Origin of the sequence: Bacillus luti (genome assembly GCF_009739945.1) — a bacterium.
GTDB lineage: Bacteria > Bacillota > Bacilli > Bacillales > Bacillaceae_G > Bacillus_A > Bacillus_A luti.
In genome coordinates, this window is the sequence record NZ_CP040336.1 from 1,284,490 (window position 1) to 1,308,556 (window position 24,067).

27 protein-coding genes are annotated in these 24,067 nt (G+C 35.1%); 19 read left to right on the top strand and 8 right to left on the bottom strand.

The window, feature by feature from the left end; translation table 11 throughout:
- The first annotated feature begins 3 nt into the window (after window positions 1-3).
- The 3 genes from spoVAEA (at window position 4) to EUC40_RS06740 (ending at window position 2,932) form a co-directional block, all read left to right on the top strand.
- Window positions 4-573, top strand: coding sequence for a stage V sporulation protein SpoVABEA (gene spoVAEA / locus EUC40_RS06730; RefSeq protein ID WP_033665248.1), 570 nt, complete (start codon window positions 4-6; stop codon window positions 571-573).
- Window positions 560-2,032, top strand: a complete 1,473-nt coding sequence (spoVAF, locus tag EUC40_RS06735) for a spore germination protein SpoVAF (RefSeq protein WP_000165605.1) — start codon at window positions 560-562, stop codon at window positions 2,030-2,032. Before spoVAEA ends, spoVAF begins: the two co-directional genes overlap by 14 nt.
- Before the next feature lie 96 nt (window positions 2,033-2,128).
- Entirely contained in the window at window positions 2,129-2,932 is an 804-nt protein-coding gene (locus EUC40_RS06740; RefSeq protein ID WP_071713115.1) for an HAD family hydrolase, read from the top strand.
- 33 nt (window positions 2,933-2,965) lie between these two features.
- On the opposite strand, the gene EUC40_RS06745 is transcribed toward EUC40_RS06740, so the two are convergent.
- On the bottom strand, window positions 2,966-3,832 hold the full coding sequence (locus EUC40_RS06745; RefSeq protein WP_071713116.1) for a DUF1002 domain-containing protein: 867 nt from the start codon (window positions 3,830-3,832) through the stop codon (window positions 2,966-2,968).
- Between the two features lie 187 nt (window positions 3,833-4,019).
- On the opposite strand from EUC40_RS06745, the gene EUC40_RS06750 reads away from it, so the two are divergent.
- On the top strand, window positions 4,020-4,457 hold the full coding sequence (locus tag EUC40_RS06750) for a peptidylprolyl isomerase (RefSeq protein WP_000853785.1): 438 nt from the start codon (window positions 4,020-4,022) through the stop codon (window positions 4,455-4,457).
- A 471-nt stretch (window positions 4,458-4,928) separates the two neighbouring features.
- Window positions 4,929-5,297: a GNAT family N-acetyltransferase RibT gene (gene ribT, locus EUC40_RS06755; RefSeq protein WP_000908402.1), complete on the top strand. Its 369-nt coding sequence runs from the start codon at window positions 4,929-4,931 to the stop codon at window positions 5,295-5,297.
- Window positions 5,298-5,317: 20 nt separating this feature from the next.
- On the opposite strand, the gene EUC40_RS06760 is transcribed toward ribT, so the two are convergent.
- Window positions 5,318-5,836 (bottom strand): DUF309 domain-containing protein, encoded by a 519-nt coding sequence (locus EUC40_RS06760; RefSeq protein WP_156574188.1) that lies wholly within the window; start codon window positions 5,834-5,836, stop codon window positions 5,318-5,320.
- A 96-nt stretch (window positions 5,837-5,932) separates the two neighbouring features.
- Window positions 5,933-6,028: a YjcZ family sporulation protein gene (locus EUC40_RS06765; protein WP_000510194.1), complete on the bottom strand. Its 96-nt coding sequence runs from the start codon at window positions 6,026-6,028 to the stop codon at window positions 5,933-5,935.
- Between the two features lie 169 nt (window positions 6,029-6,197).
- On the opposite strand from EUC40_RS06765, the gene scpA reads away from it, so the two are divergent.
- The 6 genes from scpA to EUC40_RS06795 all read left to right on the top strand — a co-directional run bounded on the left by scpA (window position 6,198) and on the right by EUC40_RS06795 (window position 11,459).
- Window positions 6,198-6,941 carry a segregation/condensation protein A gene (scpA, locus tag EUC40_RS06770; protein ID WP_001199763.1) on the top strand — a complete coding sequence of 248 codons (744 nt, stop codon included), beginning with the start codon at window positions 6,198-6,200 and terminating at the stop codon, window positions 6,939-6,941.
- A gap of 157 nt (window positions 6,942-7,098) precedes the next feature.
- A complete protein-coding gene (scpB, locus tag EUC40_RS06775) occupies window positions 7,099-7,671 on the top strand; it encodes a segregation/condensation protein ScpB (protein WP_156574190.1) in 573 nt (190 codons plus the stop codon).
- A 78-nt stretch (window positions 7,672-7,749) separates the two neighbouring features.
- Window positions 7,750-8,652: a ComEC/Rec2 family competence protein gene (locus EUC40_RS06780; protein WP_156574193.1), complete on the top strand. Its 903-nt coding sequence runs from the start codon at window positions 7,750-7,752 to the stop codon at window positions 8,650-8,652.
- A gap of 210 nt (window positions 8,653-8,862) precedes the next feature.
- The gene (nagA, locus tag EUC40_RS06785) at window positions 8,863-10,005 is read left to right on the top strand and encodes an N-acetylglucosamine-6-phosphate deacetylase (protein WP_071713170.1); all 1,143 of its coding nucleotides are present in this window, start codon (window positions 8,863-8,865) and stop codon (window positions 10,003-10,005) included.
- 4 nt (window positions 10,006-10,009) lie between these two features.
- Complete coding sequence (gene nagB / locus EUC40_RS06790; protein WP_001024203.1) at window positions 10,010-10,798, top strand: glucosamine-6-phosphate deaminase; 789 nt, start codon at window positions 10,010-10,012, stop codon at window positions 10,796-10,798.
- Window positions 10,728-11,459: a GntR family transcriptional regulator gene (locus tag EUC40_RS06795; protein WP_071713118.1), complete on the top strand. Its 732-nt coding sequence runs from the start codon at window positions 10,728-10,730 to the stop codon at window positions 11,457-11,459. Before nagB ends, EUC40_RS06795 begins: the two co-directional genes overlap by 71 nt.
- Window positions 11,460-11,532: 73 nt before the next feature.
- Here EUC40_RS06795 and EUC40_RS06800 read toward each other — a convergent pair whose 3' ends face one another.
- Entirely contained in the window at window positions 11,533-12,339 is an 807-nt protein-coding gene (locus EUC40_RS06800; RefSeq protein ID WP_071713119.1) for a Cof-type HAD-IIB family hydrolase, read from the bottom strand.
- 165 nt (window positions 12,340-12,504) lie between these two features.
- Between EUC40_RS06800 and glcT the strand changes: the two genes are divergently transcribed.
- The 4 genes from glcT (at window position 12,505) to ptsP (ending at window position 17,867) form a co-directional block, all read left to right on the top strand.
- Complete coding sequence (glcT, locus tag EUC40_RS06805) at window positions 12,505-13,353, top strand: glucose PTS transporter transcription antiterminator GlcT (protein WP_156574195.1); 849 nt, start codon at window positions 12,505-12,507, stop codon at window positions 13,351-13,353.
- Window positions 13,354-13,692: 339 nt separating this feature from the next.
- Window positions 13,693-15,756, top strand: a complete 2,064-nt coding sequence (gene ptsG / locus EUC40_RS06810) for a PTS glucose transporter subunit IIABC (protein ID WP_071713121.1) — start codon at window positions 13,693-13,695, stop codon at window positions 15,754-15,756.
- A gap of 135 nt (window positions 15,757-15,891) precedes the next feature.
- Window positions 15,892-16,155 (top strand): phosphocarrier protein HPr, encoded by a 264-nt coding sequence (ptsH, locus tag EUC40_RS06815; RefSeq protein ID WP_000411080.1) that lies wholly within the window; start codon window positions 15,892-15,894, stop codon window positions 16,153-16,155.
- Window positions 16,155-17,867 (top strand): phosphoenolpyruvate--protein phosphotransferase, encoded by a 1,713-nt coding sequence (gene ptsP / locus EUC40_RS06820; RefSeq protein WP_000174216.1) that lies wholly within the window; start codon window positions 16,155-16,157, stop codon window positions 17,865-17,867. The genes ptsH and ptsP overlap by 1 nt, the downstream gene beginning before the upstream one ends.
- Before the next feature lie 97 nt (window positions 17,868-17,964).
- On the opposite strand, the gene EUC40_RS06825 is transcribed toward ptsP, so the two are convergent.
- The 3 genes from EUC40_RS06825 to EUC40_RS06835 form a co-directional block, all read right to left on the bottom strand.
- Window positions 17,965-18,327, bottom strand: coding sequence for a DUF3915 domain-containing protein (locus tag EUC40_RS06825; RefSeq protein WP_071713122.1), 363 nt, complete (start codon window positions 18,325-18,327; stop codon window positions 17,965-17,967).
- Between the two features lie 193 nt (window positions 18,328-18,520).
- Window positions 18,521-18,739: a hypothetical protein gene (locus tag EUC40_RS06830; protein WP_000100490.1), complete on the bottom strand. Its 219-nt coding sequence runs from the start codon at window positions 18,737-18,739 to the stop codon at window positions 18,521-18,523.
- A gap of 318 nt (window positions 18,740-19,057) precedes the next feature.
- Entirely contained in the window at window positions 19,058-19,675 is a 618-nt protein-coding gene (locus tag EUC40_RS06835; protein WP_071713123.1) for a nitroreductase family protein, read from the bottom strand.
- 303 nt (window positions 19,676-19,978) lie between these two features.
- Here EUC40_RS06835 and EUC40_RS06840 point away from each other — a divergent pair, with 303 nt between their 5' ends.
- From EUC40_RS06840 to EUC40_RS06855, 4 genes are all read left to right on the top strand, one after another.
- On the top strand, window positions 19,979-21,271 hold the full coding sequence (locus tag EUC40_RS06840) for a GGDEF domain-containing protein (RefSeq protein ID WP_156576918.1): 1,293 nt from the start codon (window positions 19,979-19,981) through the stop codon (window positions 21,269-21,271).
- 89 nt (window positions 21,272-21,360) lie between these two features.
- Window positions 21,361-22,494 (top strand): serine hydrolase domain-containing protein, encoded by a 1,134-nt coding sequence (locus tag EUC40_RS06845; protein ID WP_156574197.1) that lies wholly within the window; start codon window positions 21,361-21,363, stop codon window positions 22,492-22,494.
- 4 nt (window positions 22,495-22,498) lie between these two features.
- Entirely contained in the window at window positions 22,499-23,377 is an 879-nt protein-coding gene (locus tag EUC40_RS06850) for an NAD(P)-dependent oxidoreductase (protein WP_071713126.1), read from the top strand.
- A gap of 5 nt (window positions 23,378-23,382) precedes the next feature.
- Window positions 23,383-23,715 (top strand): DUF3909 family protein, encoded by a 333-nt coding sequence (locus tag EUC40_RS06855; protein ID WP_156574199.1) that lies wholly within the window; start codon window positions 23,383-23,385, stop codon window positions 23,713-23,715.
- A 51-nt stretch (window positions 23,716-23,766) separates the two neighbouring features.
- Here the strand turns inward: EUC40_RS06855 and EUC40_RS06860 are convergent, their stop codons facing one another.
- A complete protein-coding gene (locus EUC40_RS06860; RefSeq protein WP_000025444.1) occupies window positions 23,767-24,042 on the bottom strand; it encodes a hypothetical protein in 276 nt (91 codons plus the stop codon).
- Between the last annotated feature and the right edge of the window lie 25 nt (window positions 24,043-24,067).

Here is a 24,067-nt window from a genome sequence, read left to right on the forward strand (position 1 = left end):
CAAATGAGACGAAGGGTTGTTTTGGTTACAGATGGAGATGAATATGCAAAGCGGACAATTGAGCTGTTAACAAAAGAATTTGGGGGAAGGTGTATTTCAGCATCGCAAAGCAATCCAACCAAATTGACAGGGAAGAAAGTTGTTGAGCTTATTATGCAAACGCCATATGACCCTGTATTTGTCATGTTTGATGACAGTGGATTTATTGGAGAAGGTTCTGGTGAAAAAGCTTTAAAATATGTAGCAACACATAAACAAATTGATGTGCTGGGTATATTAGCAGTAGCGTCTAATACACATCATTGGGAATGGGCGCGAGTAGATGTAAGTGTGGATAGAGACGGGAATTTAACGGAATACGGTGTTGATAAATTTGGTTTACCAGATGGTGAGGTTGGCAGGATTAGCGGAGATACGATTTATTGTTTAGATGATTTAAATGTGCCTGTCATTGTTGGTGTTGGGGATATTGGCAAGATGTGTGGTAATGATGAATGGGAAAGAGGATCACCTATTACTAAAAAAGCAATTCAATTAATTTTGGAAAGGAGTGGGTTTTATGACGAAGCCTAAAAAAGTGAATATACCTATCTCAACTTTCATAAGCGATAATGAAAATTATTTAAAGCAGACGGTTGGATTAGGTGTTACATACGATGTTGGTATTCGTAAATTTCAAATTTTAAATAAAGAAATTGGTGTGTTATTTGTAAACGGACTTTGTGATACAAATTATATTATCCCTATTTTAGAAGAAGCAGTGGATACAAATGAAATAAGAGATGTAGAAGAAGATACAGTGAAGCTTTTAGAGAATCGTTTAATTCATCAGCAAGTAAGTAAAGTGAAAACGATGGATGAAGTAATGCTCCAAGTATTATCGGGACTCATTATTATATTTGTGGAAGGTGAAACGGAAGCGTTCGCAATAGATGTTCGTAGTTATCCTGGCCGGACGCCGACAGAACCAGATACAGAAAAGGTAGTACGTGGTGCAAGGGATGGATTTGTTGAAAATATCGTTGTAAATACAGCGTTAATTCGTAGAAGAATACGCGACCCACGTCTCCGAAATGAAATGGTTCGAGTAGGGGATAGATCACAAACGGATATTTGTATTACATATGTACAAGATGTTGCAAATCCAGATTTAGTTAAGATAATAAAACAAGAATTAACTAGTATTGAAATAGATGGGATTACGATGGCGGATAAAACGGTAGAGGAATTTGTCGTTAAACAAGGTTATAATCCATTCCCGCTTATTCGATATACAGAAAGACCAGATGTAGCAGCGAATCATCTACTAGAAGGACATGTATTAGTACTCGTTGACACGTCACCAAGTGCTATGATCACTCCAACAACATATTTCCACCATTTACAGCATGCGGAAGAGTTTAGACAAAATCCAGCTGTAGGTACATTTTTACGTTGGGTACGTTTTTTAGGTGTTATATTTTCGCTGTTCTTACTACCATTTTGGTTAGTTTTTGTTTTTGATCCAACTCTTTTACCGGAAAGTCTTGCTTTCATTGGGCCAAACAAGATGACGCATTTACCAATTTTATTACAAATTTTGATGGCCGAAATCGGACTTGAATTTTTAAGGATGGCTGCCATTCATACACCAACATCATTGTCGTCTGCAGCAGGATTAATTTCTGCCATATTAATTGGTCAAATTGCAATTGATGTAGGTTTGTTTGTACCAGAAGTTATTTTGTACGTAGCAGTTTCTATGATTGGAGCATATGCAACACCAAGTTATGAGCTAGGGCTTGGTAATAAGATTGGAAAACTATTTGTAATTATTTTGACAGGCATATTTCATGAAATGGGATTTGTAGTCGGAATGACTATATTGATTTTATTCTTAACGTCTATAAAAAGTTTACAAACACCGTATTTATGGCCATTTTTACCATTTGATTGGGGCGCATTAACAAAAATTTTACTCCGTCCAACGATGTCTAGTTTAAAAGTACGACCAAGTATTGTAAAACCTCAAAATGTAAAAAGACAAAAATAAACGGGATTATACACCCGTTTATTTTTTTATCGAAAATTTATTGTTTTTTAACAAAAATCAAACATTTTTTGTGTACACTTAGAGTAGACATTGTGTATGGAAGGGGAAGAGGACATGATTAAATTATTTGTAAGTGATTTAGATGATACGCTCGTTTACAAGGTGAATCATATGCAAAAAGAAGATGAACGGGCAATTTGTTGGTTAGCCGAAAAAGGGACAAATATTTGTTTTGCCTCTGGTCGTTTTACGCACAGAATTGAAGAAGTCGTAAAAAGGTTTGCATTCCCATACTACACAACTGGTTTAAATGGGGCAACAATGTTACTGCCAGATGGAACCGTATTTCATGAGTCGAGTTTTGAAGAGCAGGTTGCCCAGGAAATATATCGATATATACATAAAAAGGGGCTAGCGGATATTGTTTGTGCAAATGAGCAGCGATATACAAAAAGAAAGAATGAAAATCATCATTCTTTTGAAGCGTATATGGGTGTGCATATTGCTGAGATAGAACAGTTAGAAGATGAATTTGGGAAAACAGTACATCCAGCGAAATTATTTGTATTTGGGGAAGAAGAAAAAATTATAGCGTTAGATCAAGAGTTACGGGATACTTTTCATGGCGAAGCAGAGGTCTTTATATCAGGTAAACGCTATGTTGATATTATGCCAAGGGGCGTAAGTAAGGGAAGTGCCCTCAAGCGACTAATGGAACATTTACAAATTGAAGCGAATGAAGTTGCATGTATTGGAGATTCTTTTAATGACATTTCTATGTTTGAAGTAACCCCGCACTCTTTTAGCCTTCATCATGCTCACCCGTATGTGAAGGGGAAAGCGAGTCATGTTGTTCGTTCGGTTGAAGAAGCGGTTATGAAATTACCATTACTTGTATAAAAAAAGAAGCTCGTCAGCGGCGAGCTTCTTTTTTTATTTGAATAAAGATTTAACAAAATCAATAATACTAGCGAAGAAATCTTTCACTTTATCTAGGAAGCCTTGACCTTCTTCAGATCCTAAAAAGGCAGAAACGTGTTCTTTTGCTTTATTTAATTGACTGCCAACTTGATTCCAATCGATATTAAGATTTTTCATTTTATCAAATAACGTTACTAAGTTATCTAGTTGTTCATCCGTTAATGTAATGCCAAGTTGATCAGCAATTTTTTTAATTAATGAACGTAAGTCTTCTGTTGTTTTTGGCTGTTCTTTTGCAATTTCTTCTTTAATTTTTGCAACAAGTTGAACTGCTTTTTCTTCGCCGATTTTATCGCCGAGTTGGGCTGTTTGCACCATTTCTTCGTTGGCTACTTTTTTTACTTCCTCAGGAATTTCTTTATTTGATGTCGTCTCATAAGCCTTCATTAACCCTGTTAAAGCAGCAGTTCCCGAAACTTTAAATGGCGCAGTAATTTGAATCTCTGCATCTTTCACACCTGCTGTAATAAGTGCATTTGTGTACATTGCATCTGTTATTGAATTAATGTTTTTCGAACGTACAATAAGGCCAGATCCTGGCTTTGTGTATGTAATCATAGAAGAGGAAATTGCTCGCGTACCAATTTGTGCTTTTGGAACAATTCCATCTAGAAATTTATGTTCTTCCGCATTAGACACAGTAATGATTGTAGCATCTTTTGGTGCTTTCATTTCTTTTAACAGATCTTGTTTTTGTTGTTCAGATAAGTTTTCTCCTAGTGTAACAATTGATTCTCCCTCAATGATGTCTGCAAATGAAGCTGTAGGCATCATAAATACCGTAACAGCTAATAGCAGAGCTAGTAATTTCGTTTTCACGAAAAATCGCTCCCTTTCTCTTTCTGAAATTTTCGGGCAACACAGTTATTATAGTATATATTTCTTATTTGTCACCTAGCTTTTGCCACATTTCAAAAAAGAACGGTGTAGATTGTCGGATTCTTTTTGTTTCTAGTCATGAATGTGGTAATATAATGCTGAGATAGTTGAAAGGAGACATATACGTATGAAAACTTTAGGATACATATTAATGGAAAATGGCGAAAAAATCGATTTAGAATTCTTCCCGGAGGAAGCGCCAAAAACAGTAGAAAACTTTAAAAAATTAGCAGAGCAAGGATTTTATGACGGTGTGACATTCCACCGCGTTATTCCTGGTTTCGTAAGCCAAGGTGGAGACCCAACAGGCACAGGTGCAGGTGGCCCAGGTTACTCTATCCCATGTGAAACTGATGGAAATCCTCATAGACACCTTGTAGGATCACTTTCTATGGCTCATGCTGGCCGTAACACAGGTGGTAGCCAATTCTTTGTTGTTCATGAGCCACAGCCGCATTTAGATGGTGTGCATACTGTATTCGGTAAAGCGACAAGCGGTATTGAAACAGTATTAAACATGCGTCAAGGCGATGTAATGAAAGAAGTTAAAGTTTGGGAAGAATAAGTTATGGGAAAAGAGAGCTTTTGCTCTCTTTTTTATTTTTAAAATAGGAATGGGTATTTCCATTGCGTTACATGATACAAGTAGTACTGTTATTGTTGTTAAAATATATTACTTATGAGAACAAACTTTTAACAAATTACATAGAATACTTTAGATTATATGTTCCAATAAATATTTTTTGTTATATAAATTTTGCTAGAATTACTCTGCTCTAAGGTGAATAGTAATGAAGCGGTAATAAGTAGTGGATGTTTCTTTTAACTTTCATAGAACATTGTCTCTTTTTTTAATTTATTTAGAAAGAAATAGTACTGAAACATATATTTGACTTTCTTCTTTTCACTTTGTATGATTATCAAGTTGTTTTAAGCACTTCTCACTCTGTTGAAAATATTGTAAAATGAATGTGATATGAAAAGAGTGGTTGAGGGGATTAATAGTTTGTAACTTTTGTAAGAAGGGATAAGGGTTATGTTAATTCGTTTTAAAAAAAGTTATGAAAAGATTGCAATGGGGCTTCTCTCATTTATGCCAACAGAAAAAGATGTGAAAACATTACAATTGACTATGAAAGAGTATGAAGCAAAGGATGATTGGCAATTGTATTTGTGGAAACAAAATGAAGATTTTGTTGGGATAATGGGGATTGTAAAAAAAGAGAATCAAGTACTAGAAATTCAGCATTTGAGTGTGAACCCGTCTCACCGTCATATGGGGCTTGGGACGAAGATGGTTCAAGAGTTAAAGAGTAAATTTCTTGAGTTTACAATTTGCGGAAACGAGCAAACAGCAAGTTTTTGCGAAAAGTGTAAAGGGCTTGAACAAAATATACATTCGTGAAAGCAGAGATAAGTATTTTATTATCTCTGCTTTCTTTTTTGTAATTGTTCGTTTCGTTCAGTAATGACTTCTGTTCGATCACGCAATGTATGCTTATGAATGATATATTCACTAGGAGTAGAGTTCACATCTTTCCAAGGAAGGTTTTGTTGCTGACATAATTGCATGCATTCCTTTTCTAATGATGTGTCCGATAAAGGTAAAAATAACGGTGTAAAACTTTCTTTTTTTTGTATAGATTGTACTCTTTCATTGAGTAAGGATAAAAGTTGTGTCTGATTGATTCCTAAACGTTGTAAAGGTGCACTGTTTTTTTCTAAAATTGTGATTGCACTTTTCATCATCTTTGTGGAACCATTCCAGTTAGAGCGTCTTTGATGGTATAAGGAAACTGCAATTTGAATGAGACCAACTAAGTAATGATCACGATTTCCTCTAGGTTTTATTTTCCAATACTCTTCCAGTATTTCATGGCATTCAAAATAATCATAATCTCCGTGAAAATGAATTAAAAATTGTATGTATTCAGTAGGATACATTTTTTTCGCCCCTGTCTAACGGTTATAAATACAAGTGTATCATAGAAATACTAACAATAAACGGCTAGGGGATTTCCCTAGCCGTTATTGTTCATATTAGCAGAAGCAAGCTGCTCCTACAATAATTAGTAAAATAAACAATACAACAAGTAATGCGAACCCACCGCTAAAACCGCAATCAACGTGACCCATAGTTTTTTGACCTCCTACATTGTTCTTACTACACTGTTATCATATGAAGCGATGGGCATGATGACATAGGCATAGGTCTATTTTCAATTAAATTTCTTAAAAAGGTTGGATAGAACATGAGTATGCTCTATACTTATGTTGTTATAGAAAAAATGTGGTGGGATGCTTTGTGCAGTATAATTTTAAAGTAGAGGCTTTTGAAGGGCCTTTAGATTTATTGTTACATTTAATACATCGTTATGAAATTGATATATATAATATTCCTGTAGCGGAAATTACAGAGCAATATTTATCATATGTTCATACGATGAAGGAACTACAATTAGATGTTGCAAGTGAGTATTTAGTAATGGCTGCAACGTTATTACAAATTAAAAGTAAAATGTTGTTGCCGAAACATGAAGAAGATGTACTTGATAACGGTGATGACTTTATAGATGATCCTCGTCAAGAATTGATGGAGAGGTTAATTGAATATAAGAAATATAAGCAAGTTGCTACTGAGTTAAAAGAAAGAGAACAAGAAAGAGCACAGCTATATACACGTCCGCCAATTGATTTTACATCGTTGCAACAAGAAGAGGAGACAAGCTTGCCTCTTGATGTTACGTTATATGATATGCTAGCGGCATTTCAAAAACTAATGCGCCGTAAAAAAGCGAAAAACCCTGTAACGACACGTATAACTCGTCAAGAAATACCAATTGAACAGCGAATGACTGATATTTTAAAGCAGTTAGAAATACAAGGTGGTCGTCAAAGTTTTTATGATTTGTTTGCTGATGATGAACGTGAAATAATGGTTGTAACATTTTTAGCGGTTCTGGAGCTTATGAAAAATCAACAAATCATAATTGAGCAAGAACATAATTTTGATGAAATTTTCGTATCAAGCTCTAATAAATCCGTATAGAGTTGGTATAGAAAAATAAGGTGGAAACATTTTATCTCATGTTACGCTTTAATGTATCGTTTGGAACAAGAAAAGAAATATTGAACCGAACGCATTGACTGTGATTCGGTTTTTTGATGTGTATTTTTATGGAAACCAGGAGAAAGGAGCTTGTAAAATGGATAGAAAAGAACAGAAATCAATTATTGAAGGGCTTTTATTTGTTTCAGGTGATGAAGGGATTTATCCAGAACAAATAGCGAAAGTTCTTGAGATTGAAATGAGAGAAGTAATTGATACTTTAGAAGAGATGCAAAAGGACTGTGAAGAGTCACATCGTGGTTTGCAAATTGTACAGTATGCAAAAGTATATCGTTTTGCAACAAAGAAAGAACATGCTTCGTATTATCAAAAATTAATAGATATTCCAACAGCTGCTTCACTCTCTCAAGCTGCACTTGAAACGTTAGCGATTGTTGCATATCGCCAACCGATTACAAGGACTGAAATGGAAGAGATTAGAGGGGTAAAAACTGATAAGGCGTTACAAACGTTAGTCTCACACTTACTTATAAAAGAAACAGGAAGAGCGGAAGGTCCTGGGCGCCCTATTTTATATGGAACGACGAAAGAATTTTTGGACACATTCGGATTGAAAACATTAGATGATTTACCATCGCTTTCTGAAGAAAACGAGCAAACGAATGAAGCGGATTTATTCTTCGGTTCTTTACAAGAAATATCAAAATAAAAGCTTAGCATTTTGCTAAGCTTTTTTTGTATATCAATTATATCCCGTGCCATACTAAGTGAAAAAAGGAGACGGATTATGAGAGGTATGCGAAGTGTTTTAATATTAGTTGCAGTTTTGTTATGCTTTTCTTTAAATAGTGCATCGGCTAAAAGATATATGATGTCTATTCATGCTGCGTCTCCTTTACATATGCAGCGGCAGCATCTCGGTAAAATGAAAGTGAGTTTTTTAAAAGTTGGGCAAGGGGATGCAACACTTATCACTTTGCCGAATGGACAAACGCTATTAATAGACGGTGGACCTTATGAAGCAGGAGAGGTCATTATTCAAAAATTAATTGAGAAAGGGATTAATCATTTAGATGTTATTGTCAGTACACATCCTGATATGGACCATATAGGTGGCTTGATTCCGATTCTAGAACAAATGCCAGTTGCACTAATATTAGATAGTGGAAAAACATATAGCTCTTTTACTTATCATACGTATCGGAATCATATTAAAAAAAGAGGAATACCATTTGTATCAGTAAAAGAAGGACAATACATACCGCTAGATCCGCATGTTTCCATACAAGTATTAAACAATGGGACATCAAAAGATGAAAATAATGAATCTTCCATCGTGTTAAAGGTACGATATGGAAAAGCAGATTTTTTATTAATGGGTGATGCAGATGTGCGGACGGAACATGAAATATTAAAGCAATTTGATGTACATGCAGATGTGTTAAAGGTGGGACATCATGGCTCATATACTTCAACAAGTGAAATGTTTATAAAAAAAGTAGAACCACAGTTCGCTATTCTTTCATATGGGAGCAGTAATCCGTATGGACATCCACACCAAAGTGTAGTAAGACGATTAAGACAGCATGGTATAATGATATATGGAACAAATAAACGTACAGTAGAAATGGAAACTGACGGTGAACATATTACAATAGGCTCTAGTGGATTAATGCCTTTACTTAAGTAATTAATATTAATGGTGGATATTGCCCCTTTTTGGAAAAAATGAATAACATATATTATAATTGTGAGACACAAAAGAAGTTTCCTTTTTTGGTAAACAAAGAGGAAATTTCTTTAGAATGTATAGACAACTACTCGTGCATATATTAAGATGGAATTAGGCGAATAAGGTAATAATAACAAGTAGGTATTTAATGGGAAAGGATCGATGAAAATGAAAACGCAAGTTGTCATCAATGCCAAGATTTATACAGGTCAAGAAGTAGTGGAAAACGGATTTATTCGTTACGCAGAAACAATTAAAGAAATTGGTTTGATGGCTCAGTACGTACCACAAGAAAATGAAACTGTTTTTGATGCTACAGGGAAGATTGTTATTCCAGGTATGATTGATGTTCATATTCACGGTGGATACGATATTGATGCGATGGATGCAAATAGCGATGGGTTAGTAACTCTAGGTAAAGAAATGTTAAAAGAAGGAGTTACAACTTACTTCCCAACAACAATGACACAAGCTCCAGAGGCGATCGAAGCGGCGTTAAGTGCTGCGAAGGAAGCGAAAGAAAAAGGAGCACATTTCGAATATATTCACTTAGAAGGCCCATATGTTTCAAAAAAACGTGCAGGTGCACAACCACTTGAACATATTGTTCCTGCGGATATTGAACAATTTAAACAATGGCAGGAAGCAAGCGGGAATCTAATTAAATTAGTAACGTACGCACCAGAAGAAGAAGGCGCATTAGAGTTTGAACAGTATCTTGCTGAAACGGGTGTTGTTGGCACAATGGGCCATACAGATGCAATTGATGCGCAACTAAAAAATAGAAACATTACACATGCAACGCATTTATACAATCAAATGCGTGGATTACATCACCGTGAACCAGGAGTTGTTGGTCATGTGTTATTAAATCCAGATGTAATGGTTGAAGTAATTACAGATGGTATTCACATTCACCCTGATATGGTGAAATTAGCATATAAATTAAAAGGACCGAAAAAAGTAAGTGTTATTACTGACGCAATGCGTGCGAAAGGTCTTGAAGATGGATTATATGAGCTTGGCGGACAGCCAGTACATGTAAAAGATGGTAGTGCTCGATTAGAAGATGGAACGTTAGCTGGTAGTATTCTAAAAATGGATCAAGCTTTCCGAAATGTAATTGAATTTACAGGTTGTTCAATCGAAGATGCAGTACTGATGACATCAGTGAACCAAGCAGAAGAGTTTGGATTAAATAATAAAGGTGCATTAGCGGTAGGAAAAGATGCAGACTTTGTTGTGATGAATGAAGATTTACATGTATATGATACGGTTCGTTTAGGAATTCATATGAAGGAAGGGAAGTAATTAAATGAATATTCTTGTTGTAAAAACTCCAGAAGAATTAGCAGAAGCAGGTTATAAATTAATTGAAGAAGTTGTAAAAACAAAAGAAAATCCAACATTAGGAATGGCTACAGGAAGCTCTCCATTAGGTATTTATGCAGAAATGCGAAAAAATAAACTTGATACAAGCCATACAACCACTGTAAACTTAGATGAGTACGTAAATTTACCACATGAAGATAAAAACAGCTATCACTATTTCATGCAAGAACAGTTGTTTGATCATCTTCCATTTAAACAAACTTATGTACCAAACGGGATGGCAAGTGATTTAGAGGAAGAGTGCAAACGTTACGAGAGCATTCTAGCTGCTAACCCAGTTGACCTACAGATTCTTGGAATCGGTGAAAACGGTCACATCGGATTTAACGAGCCAGGAACATCGTTTAATTCTCCAACGAACATTGTTGAATTAACAGAATCTACACGCCAAGCAAACCTTCGTTTCTTCGAAAAAGAAGAAGATGTGCCAACTCATGCGATTACAATGGGAATCGGAAGTATTATGAAAGCGAAACAAATTCTACTTGTTGCTATGGGTTCTAAAAAGGCGGAAGCTGTTAAAGAGTTATTACAAGGCGAATATAATGAAGCGTGTCCTGCTACAGTTTTACAACGTCATCCGAATGTAACCGTAATTGCTGATCAAGAAGCTCTATCTTTATGCAGTGAGGCGATTGCTGATGAACATCGACAAGTATTCACCATTTCCGATCTATTATCAGATTCAAGAGTGGGTGAAACAGCTAATTGAGGACGGCGAATGGAAGCCGGGAGATAAAATCCCATCTGAGAATGAACTTTGTGATAAGTTCGAAGTGAGTCGTATGACAATCAGACAGGCGATTAATAATTTAGTGGAACAAGGCTATTTATATCGGAAGCGTGGAATTGGAACGTTTGTCCAACTTCCGAAAGTAGAGCAAAAATTGCAAGGAATGACGGGATTCACAGAAGATATGATTTCTCGCGGGATGAACCCAAGTAGTCAATTACTTAGTTTCCGCCTAGTTCCAGCTACTGCGAAAATAGCAGACCGGCTTAGAATACAGGAGGGAGAATCGGTTTATGAAGTAAGGCGTATTCGCTTAGCTGATGATGAGCCGATTGCTTTTGAGACGACATATTTGTCGCCAGCTCTTGTAAAGGATATTAACGAAGAAATATTGCAACAATCTTTATATGAACATTTAGAGAAAAAACTGGGCTTTAAGCTTGTTAGCGCTACTCAATCAATTGAAGCTTCAATTGCAACGGATAGTGAAGCAGAACATCTGCATATTCCTAAAAAGGCGCCTGTACTTGTAATGCGTCAATGGTCATATTCAGAAGGTGAGATACCGTTAGAGTATGTGAAATGTATTTATCGTGGGGATCGTTATAAATTTATTACAAACATCGCACGTAACAAATAATATATTTCAGTTTGTGAAGTACAGTAAATTTAAAATTGTTAAACATGTAAAGAAATAAAAATACGACTCATCCTTATAAGGAGTGAGTCGTATTTTTATTATGAGCAATCACGTGGTTAACGGCATCTTTAACCGCATCTACTACATAGTGAGCGTGTTTTTTTACTGCGTCATCTGCTTGAGACATAGCAAAACTGTGAGGAGTTAAAGAAAACATTGGAATATCATTATAAGAATCGCCTATGCAAGCAACTTCCTCTGGTTGTAATTGAAATTCTTTTAATAAAACAGAAATAGCAGAACCTTTACTAATATTTGGTGGCATTACATCTAAACATTGTTCTGCGGAAATGAACGTACTAACTTTTCCATGGAATTTTTCATCAATCTTTTTCTGAAGGAGTTGTAAGCTTTCTTTTGTTCCTCCAACAGAAATTTTATTTGGAAAAATTGTATCATCTATTTTCTGTAATAAATTAGGTTCTTCAACAGAAGTCATAGTTACTTGTTGTTCAAGTTCATGAATAAACGGTGTTTTTTCTTCAATGTAATAATTATGCTCATCACTTACATAACGGAAATAAGGATCTTCATTTGTCATTGCTAGCAAATCAGGTAAAATACTCGAATCGAATGTTGCAGATAATAGTTGCTTATTTTCGTACGTATATACGAAAACACCATTTACACTAATGCGATGGAAATTTGTATTTACAGCTTGCATTAAATTTGCAATTTCATTATCAAGTCGGCCAGAAGCGAAACAAAGAATCACATTTTGCTCAGCTAGACTACGAAGTGCAACGATATCTTGCTCGTCAATTAGCCCTCCGTGTTGCATCATTGTACCATCGATATCACTCACAAACATTTTTATCATATTGCGGTCTCCTTTCTATGTACAGTTGCCCTTACATTATACGCATCATGTACAAACATGTCTAAAAAATGAATTTTTATTAAATGGTAGATGTTTTACATTGACGACAAATAAGAATGTTCTGTAACATAAAAGCAGGCTATTTAAGTACGAGGGTGGTGTTATATGAGTAATTATCTAGAAATTAAAAAAGTTTTAAATAACAATGTTATCATTGCTAGCCATCCCGAACACGAGGAAGTAGTGGTGATTGGTAAAGGGATTGGCTTTGGGAAAAAAGCGAAAGATCTATTGGAGCAAGAACAAATTGAAAAAATGTTTGTTTTAAAAAATGAACGTGATCGTGAACAATATAAATTGTTAGTACCGCATGTGAGTGAAAAATTAATTGAACTAATGAACGACATTATGTTTTATATTCAAGAAAAGGCAAAGTCGCCATTAAATGAACATATTCACATCGCTTTAACAGATCATATTTCTTTTGCGATTAAGCGGTTAAAACAAGGACTCACAATTGATAATCCTTTTTTAGTTGAAACGAAAATGCTATATCCAGAGGAATATGAAATCGCTGAAGGTGTTGTAGACCTTTTAAATTCTCGTTTGCAAATTACATTGCCAGAAGGAGAAATTGGTTTTATTGCACTTCATATTTACAGTTCACTTACAAATTCAGATTTATCTTCAGTTAATCAAAACTCTCGTCTCATTGCACAGCTTGTATCTTTAATTGAGACAAACTTACAAATTACATTAGATCAAGAAAGTATTCATTATTTACGCCTTATTCGTCATTTGCAATATGCTATTGAACGAGTGAAAAAAGGGGAAAAGGTAGAGGAGTCACAAAGTTTTGCAGATTTATTAAAAGCAGAATATCCAATCTGTTATAATTTAGCTTGGAAGCTAGTTAAGGTCATGCAAAAAGAATTACGACTGCCTGTATATGAAGCAGAGAGTATATACTTAACGATGCACTTGCAACGATTAGTGAAAGTGGAGCATGTGTAAAAAGACATATATTCTTGTCTAAAATGAAAACGTTAGAAAAAATCATTGAATCGCTTACAATAGTTATGTATAATAACTATTGCAAAGTTATACAATTTTCGACAAACACATTAAGGTGAGTAACGAAAACGTTTGCCTTAATTATAGTGAAATTATACGTAAACCTATTTTTGACACGTGTTACTGATTCGATCAGGCATGAGTGGAGAAAAGTAAGGAATGTAAGCTAGAGAAAGGGATATACTACCCTTTGTATAGCTATCGTTCTATCTTTTTTTCCTCATGCCTTTTTGGCGTTTGTCGAAAAGTATCAATATAGATAAGAGAGGAAGGGTTTCCATGTTTAAGAAGATCTTTGGTGTTCTTCAAAAAGTCGGAAAAGCGCTTATGCTTCCAGTAGCGATTTTACCGGCAGCAGGTATTTTACTTGGATTTGGTAATGCGTTTCAAAATCCACAGTTAACAAATGTTATTCCTGCTTTAAAAGCAGATTGGTTCGTAATGGTTGCCAAAATTATGGAACAATCTGGTGATATTATTTTCGCTAACCTTGCATTATTATTCGCAGTTGGGGTAGCAATTGGTTTAGCTGGTGGAGACGGAGTAGCAGGTTTAGCAGCGTTCGTCGGCTACTTAATTATGAACAAAACGATGAGTGTGTTCTTAGAAGTAGATAAGTTAGTGAAAGTAACAAGTTCTGGAGCAGATCCAGTGAAGATTGGATTTGCCGATCCTGCATATGCCAATGTATTAGGAATTCCAACACTGCAAACAGGAGTATTTGGTGGTATTATCGTCGGTATAGTAGCGGCATATTGTTACAATAAATACTTCAATATTGAATTACCATCATACTTAGGTTTCTTTGCAGGTAAGCGTTTCGTACCGATCGCAACTGCAACATTCTCATTAGTAGTCGGTATTATCATGTGTTTCGTTTGGCCATACATTCAAGGTGGCTTAAATACGTTCTCACATCAAATGATTGATGCAAATAGAACGTTAGCAGCATTTATTTTCGGTTTAATTGAACGTTCATTAATTCCATTTGGACTACATCACATTTTCTATTCACCATTCTGGTTCGAATTCGGTCAGTATACAAATGCAGCTGGCGAATTAATCCGTGGTGACCAAAAAATCTTTATGGCACAGTTAAAAGATGGTGTAGAATTAACAGCAGGTACATTTACAACTGGTAAGTATCCGTTCATGATGTTCGGTCTTCCAGCAGCAGCTTTAGCAATGTACCATGAAGCACGTCCAGAAAACAAAAAATTAGCAGCTGGTATTTTAGGTTCTGCTGCATTAACATCTTTCTTAACAGGTATTACAGAGCCACTTGAATTTTCATTCTTATTCGTAGCACCAGTACTATTCGGAATTCACGCGGTATTCGCTGGTCTATCATTTATGACAATGCAAATTTTAGGTGTTAAAATTGGTATGACATTCTCTGGTGGTTTAATCGACTTTATGTTATTCGGTGTACTACCAGGCCGTACAGCATGGTGGTGGGTAATTATTGTTGGTCTTGTACTAGCAGTTATTTACTACTTCGGATTCCGCTTTGCAATCCGTAAATGGGATTTAAAAACACCTGGTCGTGAAGTAGCAAATGCAAATGACGGCGCAGGAAAAACAGAAGCTGGTGAACTTCCTCGTGAAGTATTAGTGGCACTTGGTGGTAAAGAAAACATTGCTTCTTTAGACGCTTGTATTACTCGTTTACGTGTTCAAGTTAACGAACAAAAGAATGTAAACAAAGATCGTTTAAAAGAGCTTGGAGCAGCTGGTGTACTTGAAGTTGGAAATAACATTCAAGCAATCTTTGGACCGAAATCTGACACATTAAAATCACAAATTCATGATATTATGTCAGGTCGTACACCTCATGTTGAAAAAGAAGAGCCTGTAAAAGTAGAGGAAGCTCCTCAAAAAGTTGATGAAAACGAAACAATCGTTTCACCAATTGAAGGAAAAATCTTACCGATTACAGAAGTACCTGATCAAGTATTCTCAGGAAAAATGATGGGAGACGGATTCGCAATTGAACCAACGGAAGGAACAGTAGTTTCTCCAGTTAACGGTGAGATTGTTAACGTATTCCCTACAAAGCATGCGATTGGTATTCAATCTGAAGGCGGAAAAGAAATTTTAATCCACTTCGGTATTGATACTGTAAAATTAAATGGTGAAGGTTTTGAAGCACTTGTAGCACAAGGTGATAAAGTGAAACAAGGACAACCATTATTAAAAGTGGATCTTGCATTTGTAAAAGAAAATGCACCATCTATCATTACACCTATTGTCTTTACGAATTTAGAACAAGGACAACAAGTTGAATTGAAAAAAGATGGAAATGTTAAGAAGGGCGAAAACGCTATTATTGACATTCAGTAGGAATTTGACGCAAAATGTTTATAATTATAATAGGCGATGTGGTTGACCGAACATCGCCTATTATATACAATAGATGATGTAGTACTCACGTCTATACAACTAAAAAAATACGTAATTTAAAGGAGATAAATTATCATGGAAAAAATCTTTAAAGTAACTAGCGACTCAGGAATTCATGCTCGTCCAGCAACTCTACTTGTAAACACTGCAAGCAAATTTGGTTCTGACATTAACTTAGAGTATAACGGAAAGAACGTTAACTTAAAATCAATCATGGGCGTTATGTCTTTAGGCATTCAACAAAACGCAGAAATTAAAATCACTGCAAATGGTGATGATGCAGCTCAAGCACTAGCAGCTATCGAAGAAACTATGAAAAACGAAGGATTAGGAGAATAATGACTCTTAACATTCAAGGGATCGCTGCATCAAGTGGGATTGCGATTGCAAAGGCTTTCAGACTTGAGAATCCTGAATTTAACATTGAAAAGAAATCAATTACAAACGAAGCTGCAGAAATTGCACGCTTAGACGCTGCGCTTGAGAAAGCAAAAACTGAATTAGAAGCTATTAAGGACCACGCTTTTGCTGAGCTAGGTGCTGATAAAGCTGCGATCTTTGAAGCACATTTATTAGTGTTAAATGATCCAGAATTAGTAAACCCAGTAAAAGATAAAGTAAATAGTGAAAAAGTAAATGCTGAATTTGCAATGGATGAAGTTGCATCAATGTTCATTTCTATGTTTGAGAACATGGATAACGAATATATGAAAGAACGTGCTGCGGACATTCGTGACGTAACAAAACGCGTTCTTGCACATTTACTAGGAATTAACTTCTCAAATCCTGGTACAATTTCTGAAGAAGTAATCATTATTGCTGAAGATTTAACACCATCTGATACAGCTCAGTTAAACCGTAAGTATGCAAAAGGTTTCACAACTGATATCGGTGGACGTACATCTCACTCTGCAATTATGGCTCGTTCTATGGAAATTCCTGCTGTTGTTGGTACGAAAGTTGTTATGGAGAAAATCCAAAACGGCGATATCGTTATCATTGACGGTTTAGATGGAGAAGTAATTGTAAACCCATCTGAAGAAACTCTTCGTTCTTTTGAAGAAAAGAAAGCGAAATTTGAAGAGCAAAAAACTGAATGGGCTAAATTAAAAGACCAAGCTACTGTAACAAGCGATGGACATCACGTTGAGCTTGTTGCAAATATCGGAACACCAAATGATGTACAAGGTATTATCGATAATGGCGGAGAAGGCGTTGGTTTATACCGTACAGAATTCTTATACATGGGCCGTGACAATCTTCCAACAGAAGAAGAACAGTTCGAAGCGTATAAAGCAGTTCTTGAAGGTGTAAAAGAAGGTCAACCAGTCGTTGTTCGTACACTTGACATCGGTGGAGATAAAGAGCTTCCATACTTACATTTACCAAAAGAAATGAACCCATTCTTAGGATACCGTGCAATTCGCTTATGTCTTGATGAGCAAGATGTGTTCCGTACACAACTTCGTGCATTACTTCGTGCTAGCGTATACGGTAACTTAAAAATTATGTTCCCAATGATTGCAACTCTTGATGAGTTCCGTCAAGCGAAAGCAATCTTATTAGAAGAGAAAGCGAAACTTGTAGAAGCGGGTACTACTGTTTCTGATTCTATTGAAGTTGGTATGATGGTTGAAATCCCAGCTTCAGCAGTATTAGCGGATCAATTCGCAAAAGAAGTTGATTTCTTCTCTATCGGAACGAATGATTTAATCCAGTATACAATGGCTGCAGACCGTATGAACGAACAAGTATCTTACTTATACCAACCATATAACCCATCAATTTTACGTCTTGTAAAAATGGTTATCGATGCTGCTCATAAAGAAGGCAAATGGGCTGGTATGTGTGGTGAGATGGCGGGAGATTCACTTGCTATCCCATTATTATTAGGATTAGGTTTAGATGAGTTCAGTATGAGTGCAACATCTATTCTTCCTGCAAGAACACAACTAAGCAAGTTGTCAAAAGCAGAAATGGAAACATTAGCAGAAAAAGCATTAATGATGTCAACTGCTGAAGAAGTTGTTGAACTAGTTAAAAGCATATAATCAATAAAAAAACCTGAGTCGATTTGAAATCGGTCTCAGGTTTTTTCTATGAGAAAAGTAAATCTTATTTTCTTACTATAGAGGATAAGGGACAGAATTAGATAGCGATAGCAACGATGTCAGTTGGGCATACACGTAAAATACCAGTAAAAGTATTTCGATTTTGGTTGTTCTTATCGTCTTTATTGTTATCTTTGTTATCGTTATTACGAGCTAAAGCAGAGAAAAGAGCAACACCGTTAGCGAAACCTTCAAAAATTACATTGTTGAAAGTGCCGTTACCTCTAATGCTTAAAAGAGAAAGCTCTGTTCCAACTGAAATGCTAGCAAGTACGTTACATACAGCTGGTTGTTGTGGTCTAACTACTTCTTTCTCTTTCTCTTTCTCATGATGTCTGCACTCTCTTTCATGATGATGACAGTCTCTAAAGTTATCACAGCATCCAAATGATCCAAACATAATCCTCATCACCCCCTTCACACTTATAATCTATGTAAGTTCGGTAGTGAGTGACTGGACAGAGAGTGGAATTTTTTCTAGGGTATTTTCTCATTTTAAAAGACTAGCTGGGTATTTAGTACGGAATGATGTTTAAAATAGGACAAATATCATAAAAAAAGTGTAAAGACCACCAAAATGAATGAATTAGTCTTTACACTTTTTTGCTTTTATATAAAACGATAATATATACAGGAAGAGCTAACAGTAATGGTGCAATGGATCGAGCAGTATGTTTTTCTGCTTCTAATTGGAACGCTTCTTCTTTTGGGAATTGTAACACTGATATGTTTGCAGCATCGCCAATAAAATATAGAAGTAGTACAGTCACTATGTAACTTAAAAGTGCGATAAAGCTTCCGTATGAACTCAATGAAAATCCCTCTCTTGTTATCTATTTGTTATCATTGTATCATAATTGTAACAAAAACACACGGTTATATTTCATTGTTTTAACAAATTTCGACATGAAACGCCATATATGTATATAAGAATGGCGTAAGTTTTACTGTTTCTATATGTGTAGATGCTGAATAATCCATATTAATATTACGGATGTGTAACAGAATATAAAAAAACGAAGGTAATGAAATTACCTTCGTTTTTATCCCGCTATTTGTTGGGAGATAACTGTCCGATTAGTGAAGGCTAATAATTAGTAGGGAACCCCACTGATTAAAGTTTCACTTTATTATTTCGCCCATTCACTCACTTGTTCTACGCTCATTCGTGGGGCAGGATGGCCTTTTAAAGTTGATTCACCAATTGTAATAAGCATAATTGGTACGTATCGAGATGAAACATTGAATTCTTCTGTAAGTGCTTGAGGATTGAACCCACCAATAGCACAAGTATCCCAGCCAGTTGCTTTAGCTGCAAGCATAAGTTGCATTGCTGCTAAAGATGCGTTTGAAAAGGCAGCATCTCTTGGGAATTGTTCACGAGCATATGCAGATTCAATATTATTAGCTAAACGTTCTTTTGCTTCTTCTTTCATAAACCCTTGTTCTACAATTGGACCATATACTGGTTCAACATTTTTATAAGCTTCTAAATCACCTAAAATGGCAACTACTGCAGAAGCATCAAGAATTTGTTGTTGGTTATAAGCAACTGGGTGCAATCGTTTTTGTACATCTTCGCCTTGGAAAACGAGGAATTTCCAGTGTTGTAAATTCCAAGCAGAAGGTGCTTGGGCAGCTGCTTTTAAAATTTCGTGTAACTCTGAAGATGAAATTTCTTTTTCAGGATTGAATGCACGTGTAGATGTGCGTTCATATAGAACGTTAAAAAAGTTGTCGTTTGTCATTATATATCCTCCGAATTATATATCAAATATATTCTACTTACATTTTGTAAGTTATCGAACTTAAGAATATAATATCTGTATTTTAATTGTCAAGTTTTAAAGGGTAAGCTAGGGCATTCATACAAACGATACAATTCCAATAATCATACACTAAAAAAGGAATTTGTAGAGTCAAAAAAGAAAAGAGAACATTCTCAATTAGCTTGTTAACGTGTATCCCTCATTAATTAATATGTTTGGTATTATAAAATATTTGTGAGGAATTCAGTAGAACAAGATATATGAAGTGAGTGAAGACTAGTGATGAACATACTACATTTTTTATTAGAGAATACGGTTTTCCAAAATGTATTACAAGATCTTCAGTTAAATGTCCTTTATATAGAAAATGGGTGCACACATCAACAAACGATAGAAAATATCCATCCAAAATGTATGTTTATAGCAAATAGTTTTGAAGAAGGAGAAGTATTGTTTCATAAGACTAGGCCGCATATTGTAATTATGTATGTAACGGATTTTTCTCAAATAAAATATATAAAGAATATGTATAATCCGCATAGTACATTCATTGTCATTTGGGATCAACAGATAACAAGCGAGTTTGCAGAGGTGCTTACGTTAGGAATACGTAATATCGTGATAGCCCCTGTGACTCCACAAATGGTGTTAGAGGAAGTAAATAAGAGTTTGTATCAGCTTTCTTTAGTACGACAAGTAAGTTTGCAACAAGAACTACTTCAAACGATGTTTGATTTTCAAAATGACCTATTATTCATAGTAGAAGACGATGAGATTGTTGATTGTAATACGAATTTTTTAGCATTTTTCGGATATGAAAATTTGTTTGCCTATCGTGAGCAACATTTAGTATTTGCTGAACATTTTATTAGAGAAAATGGATACTATTCGACGACTCATGATATAACATGGCTAGATGATACATTATCATATGATAGAAGAATTAAGATGTCCAATTATGAAGGGATCGTATCAACTTTTTTATTACGTGCGACACCATTGCCAGAAGATTTATCGAGATTTATTGTAAAGTGTACAGAGATTACAGAATTAGATGAAATCTATCAAGAACAAGAAAGGCTTGCTATGATAGATTCGTTAACAGAAATTTATAATCGTTTGAAATTCCAACAAATACTAGAGGCAGAATGGGATAATGCGATGCGTAACAATGAAAACATAGCACTTATTTTATTTGATATAGATAATTTTAAAAAAGTAAATGACACGTATGGTCATGATTTTGGTGATTTAGCATTAATTCAGCTTGCAGAGCTTATGAAATCTAAAGTGGAGCATCAACATGTATTTGCAAGGTGGGGTGGCGAAGAATTTATTATATTAGTGACAGATACAGTAGAAAAAGAAGCATTTCAAGTTGCGGAGTCACTACGATTTTTCATTGAAACAAAGCAATTCTCTGGAATTTCGAAATTAACAGCGAGTTTTGGAGTTGCGTTATATGAAAAAGGGATTACAAAGGAAGAATTAATGCAAAGAGCGGATATTGCATTATATGAAGCGAAAAAAAATGGAAAAAATCAAGTATGTGTGTATAGAAAAGAAAAAATGTAATTTTTCGCAACAAATTGTTGCGATTTTTTTTTATTGTTTGATAATAGAATATGGGGGCACTTTGAACGAAGGAATTATGGAGGAACAACATGATAAAAAAAATAATGATAATGGCCTCACTGTCTGCTGTAGTTTGTGGTGGAGTATACTATTTTCTCTATAATCCCAATATAAAGGAAAGCACTTTATTAACCACTAAGGTGAATCCTACTATTGAATCAGAAGTACAAGAGAATATAGAAGAAAAAGAACAACAAATTGATTATGCCAGTATATCTCAAAAGTTAGATCAGTATTTAATAGGAAAGCAATTTAATGGAACAGTTTTAGTAACTGATAAAGAGCGTGTTATATTGAATAAAGGATATGGATATGCTGATATTCAAAATAAAATACAGAATACGCCTCAAACAAAATATCGTATCGGTTCTATTACGAAAACAGTTGTTGCTACATCTATTTTACAGCTGCAGGAACAAGGAAAGTTAAATATTCAAGATAATGTAAACAAATATATACCTTCTTTTCCAGCAGATAAAAATATCACTTTATATCATTTGTTAACGCACACATCAGGTTTACCAGAAAAAGGGGAAGGGAAAGTGAATGCGTCTTCCCGTATAAACTTAGTAAATTGGATTGGAAGTCAAAAATTAGCGTTTCAGCCAGGGGAGGGTTGGAGATATACAGATTATAATTATATGGTGCTTGCCTATATTATAGAAAGCATATCAAAAAAAACTTTAGGAGATTACATAAAAGAAAATATATTTACTAAAGCCGAAATGCATGAATCTGGTATGGGAAATACGACTCCAGGTGATCAGCATTTTACTAAAGGGTATGTAAAGAAAGACAATGTACTTGAACCTGCACAAAAATTATCAATGGATTGGTTATATGGTTGTGGTGAGATGTATACGACAGTTGGAGATATGAAGAAATTAGACGAAGCGATTATAAATGGGAAACTTCTCTCTGAACAAAGTATACAAGCGATGTTTTCACCTTCAGCAGAACGGAAATATGCATTTAGCTTTTATATATATCCGGATTATTTTCATAATCATGGTGTACTATCTGGTTGGAATACTTTCAATAATTTTAATAAAGAAAAAGGGACTTTTGTTATTTTATTTTCAAATGTGAAAAATAGTATGGATGATGATTTTAATAAAGAGTTTCGGAAGATGGTAAGTGATTTATTAGAGCAAAGGGGATAAGAATATGGAAAACAAAATTTTATCAATAGGTTTTATCGGTATTGGTGTAATGGGAAAAAGTATGGTTCATCATTTAATGCAAGAAGGTCATACAGTATATGTATACAATAGAACAAAAGCGAAGACAGATTCTTTAGTGCAAGATGGTGCTAATTGGTGTGATACACCGAAAGAGTTAGTGAAGCAAGTTGATGTTGTAATGACTATGGTTGGATATCCACATGATGTAGAAGAAGTATATTTTGGGATAGATGGAATTTTAGAGAATGCAAATGAAGGCACGATAGCAATTGATTTTACAACATCTACTCCAACATTGGCAAAACGTATCAATGAAGTTGGTAAAAGAAAGAATGTATATACACTGGATGCACCTGTATCTGGAGGAGATGTTGGTGCTAAAGAGGCTAGACTCGCAATTATGGTCGGTGGAGAGAAAGAAATATATGATAGATGTTTACCATTATTTGAAAAACTAGGAACAAATATTCAGTTGCAAGGGCCAGCTGGTAGTGGACAACATACAAAAATGTGTAATCAAATTGCGATTGCTTCTAACATGATAGGAGTATGTGAGGCTGTTGCTTACGCGAAAAGGGCTGGACTAGATCCAGATAAAGTATTAGAGAGCATTTCAACGGGTGCAGCAGGTAGTTGGTCATTAAGTAATTTAGCTCCTCGCATGTTAAAGGGAGATTTTGAACCAGGATTTTATGTGAAACATTTTATGAAAGATATGAAGATTGCTTTAGATGAGGCTGAAAAATTACAATTACCAGTACCAGGTTTAAGCTTGGCGAAGGAATTGTATGATGAGTTAATTAAAGATGGAGAAGAGGATAGTGGAACACAAGTGTTATACAAAAAATACATCAGGGGGTAAACAAGATGGACCTTCAAAAGTTTGACGAAATTATTGATACTGTGCAGCGAACAACTTGTGTGCCGATTAATGATAAGCAAAAAGAAGCTTTTAAACAAAAATATGATTTTGAACCAAATTTCGAATATGGAAGAGATGAGAAGAGCCATTATGTTATACGAACTTCGAAAAAGATGTTAGAGGAAATGGAGTTTTATTTGGCACTGAAATATGATCGGGATGGTATTTCCCTTTATATGCATGCTGAGATTGAAGGGACATGTTATGTATCCGTTAGCTATAGTGAAGATGCACTTCATTTACAAGAATTATTTCAATTCCTAGAAGAAAATAAATAAAAGTCCTCATTTGAGGACTTTTATTTATTTAGATATATTTAATTTTTATCATTATAAGTTGGAAGCCCGGCGGCATCGCTCAATCGGGAATGGAATCACTTGCGCGAGGTGATTAGGACCAAATTGTTTTGTACGAGCATGGCGTAATATATAAAATGCACACAGAATTGAAACAGGAATAGCTCCGAATAAACCAAAAAATAAAGCGCTTACACAAGATGCCACAAAACCTAAAACGCCAACTTCTAATTCTTCCATAATAGCTCCTAAAATAACAGGAATAGCTCCGCATGAAACTCCTAGTATAAGTGCGATAAGTATACTCATGATTATCCCCCTCTGTTTGCAATAT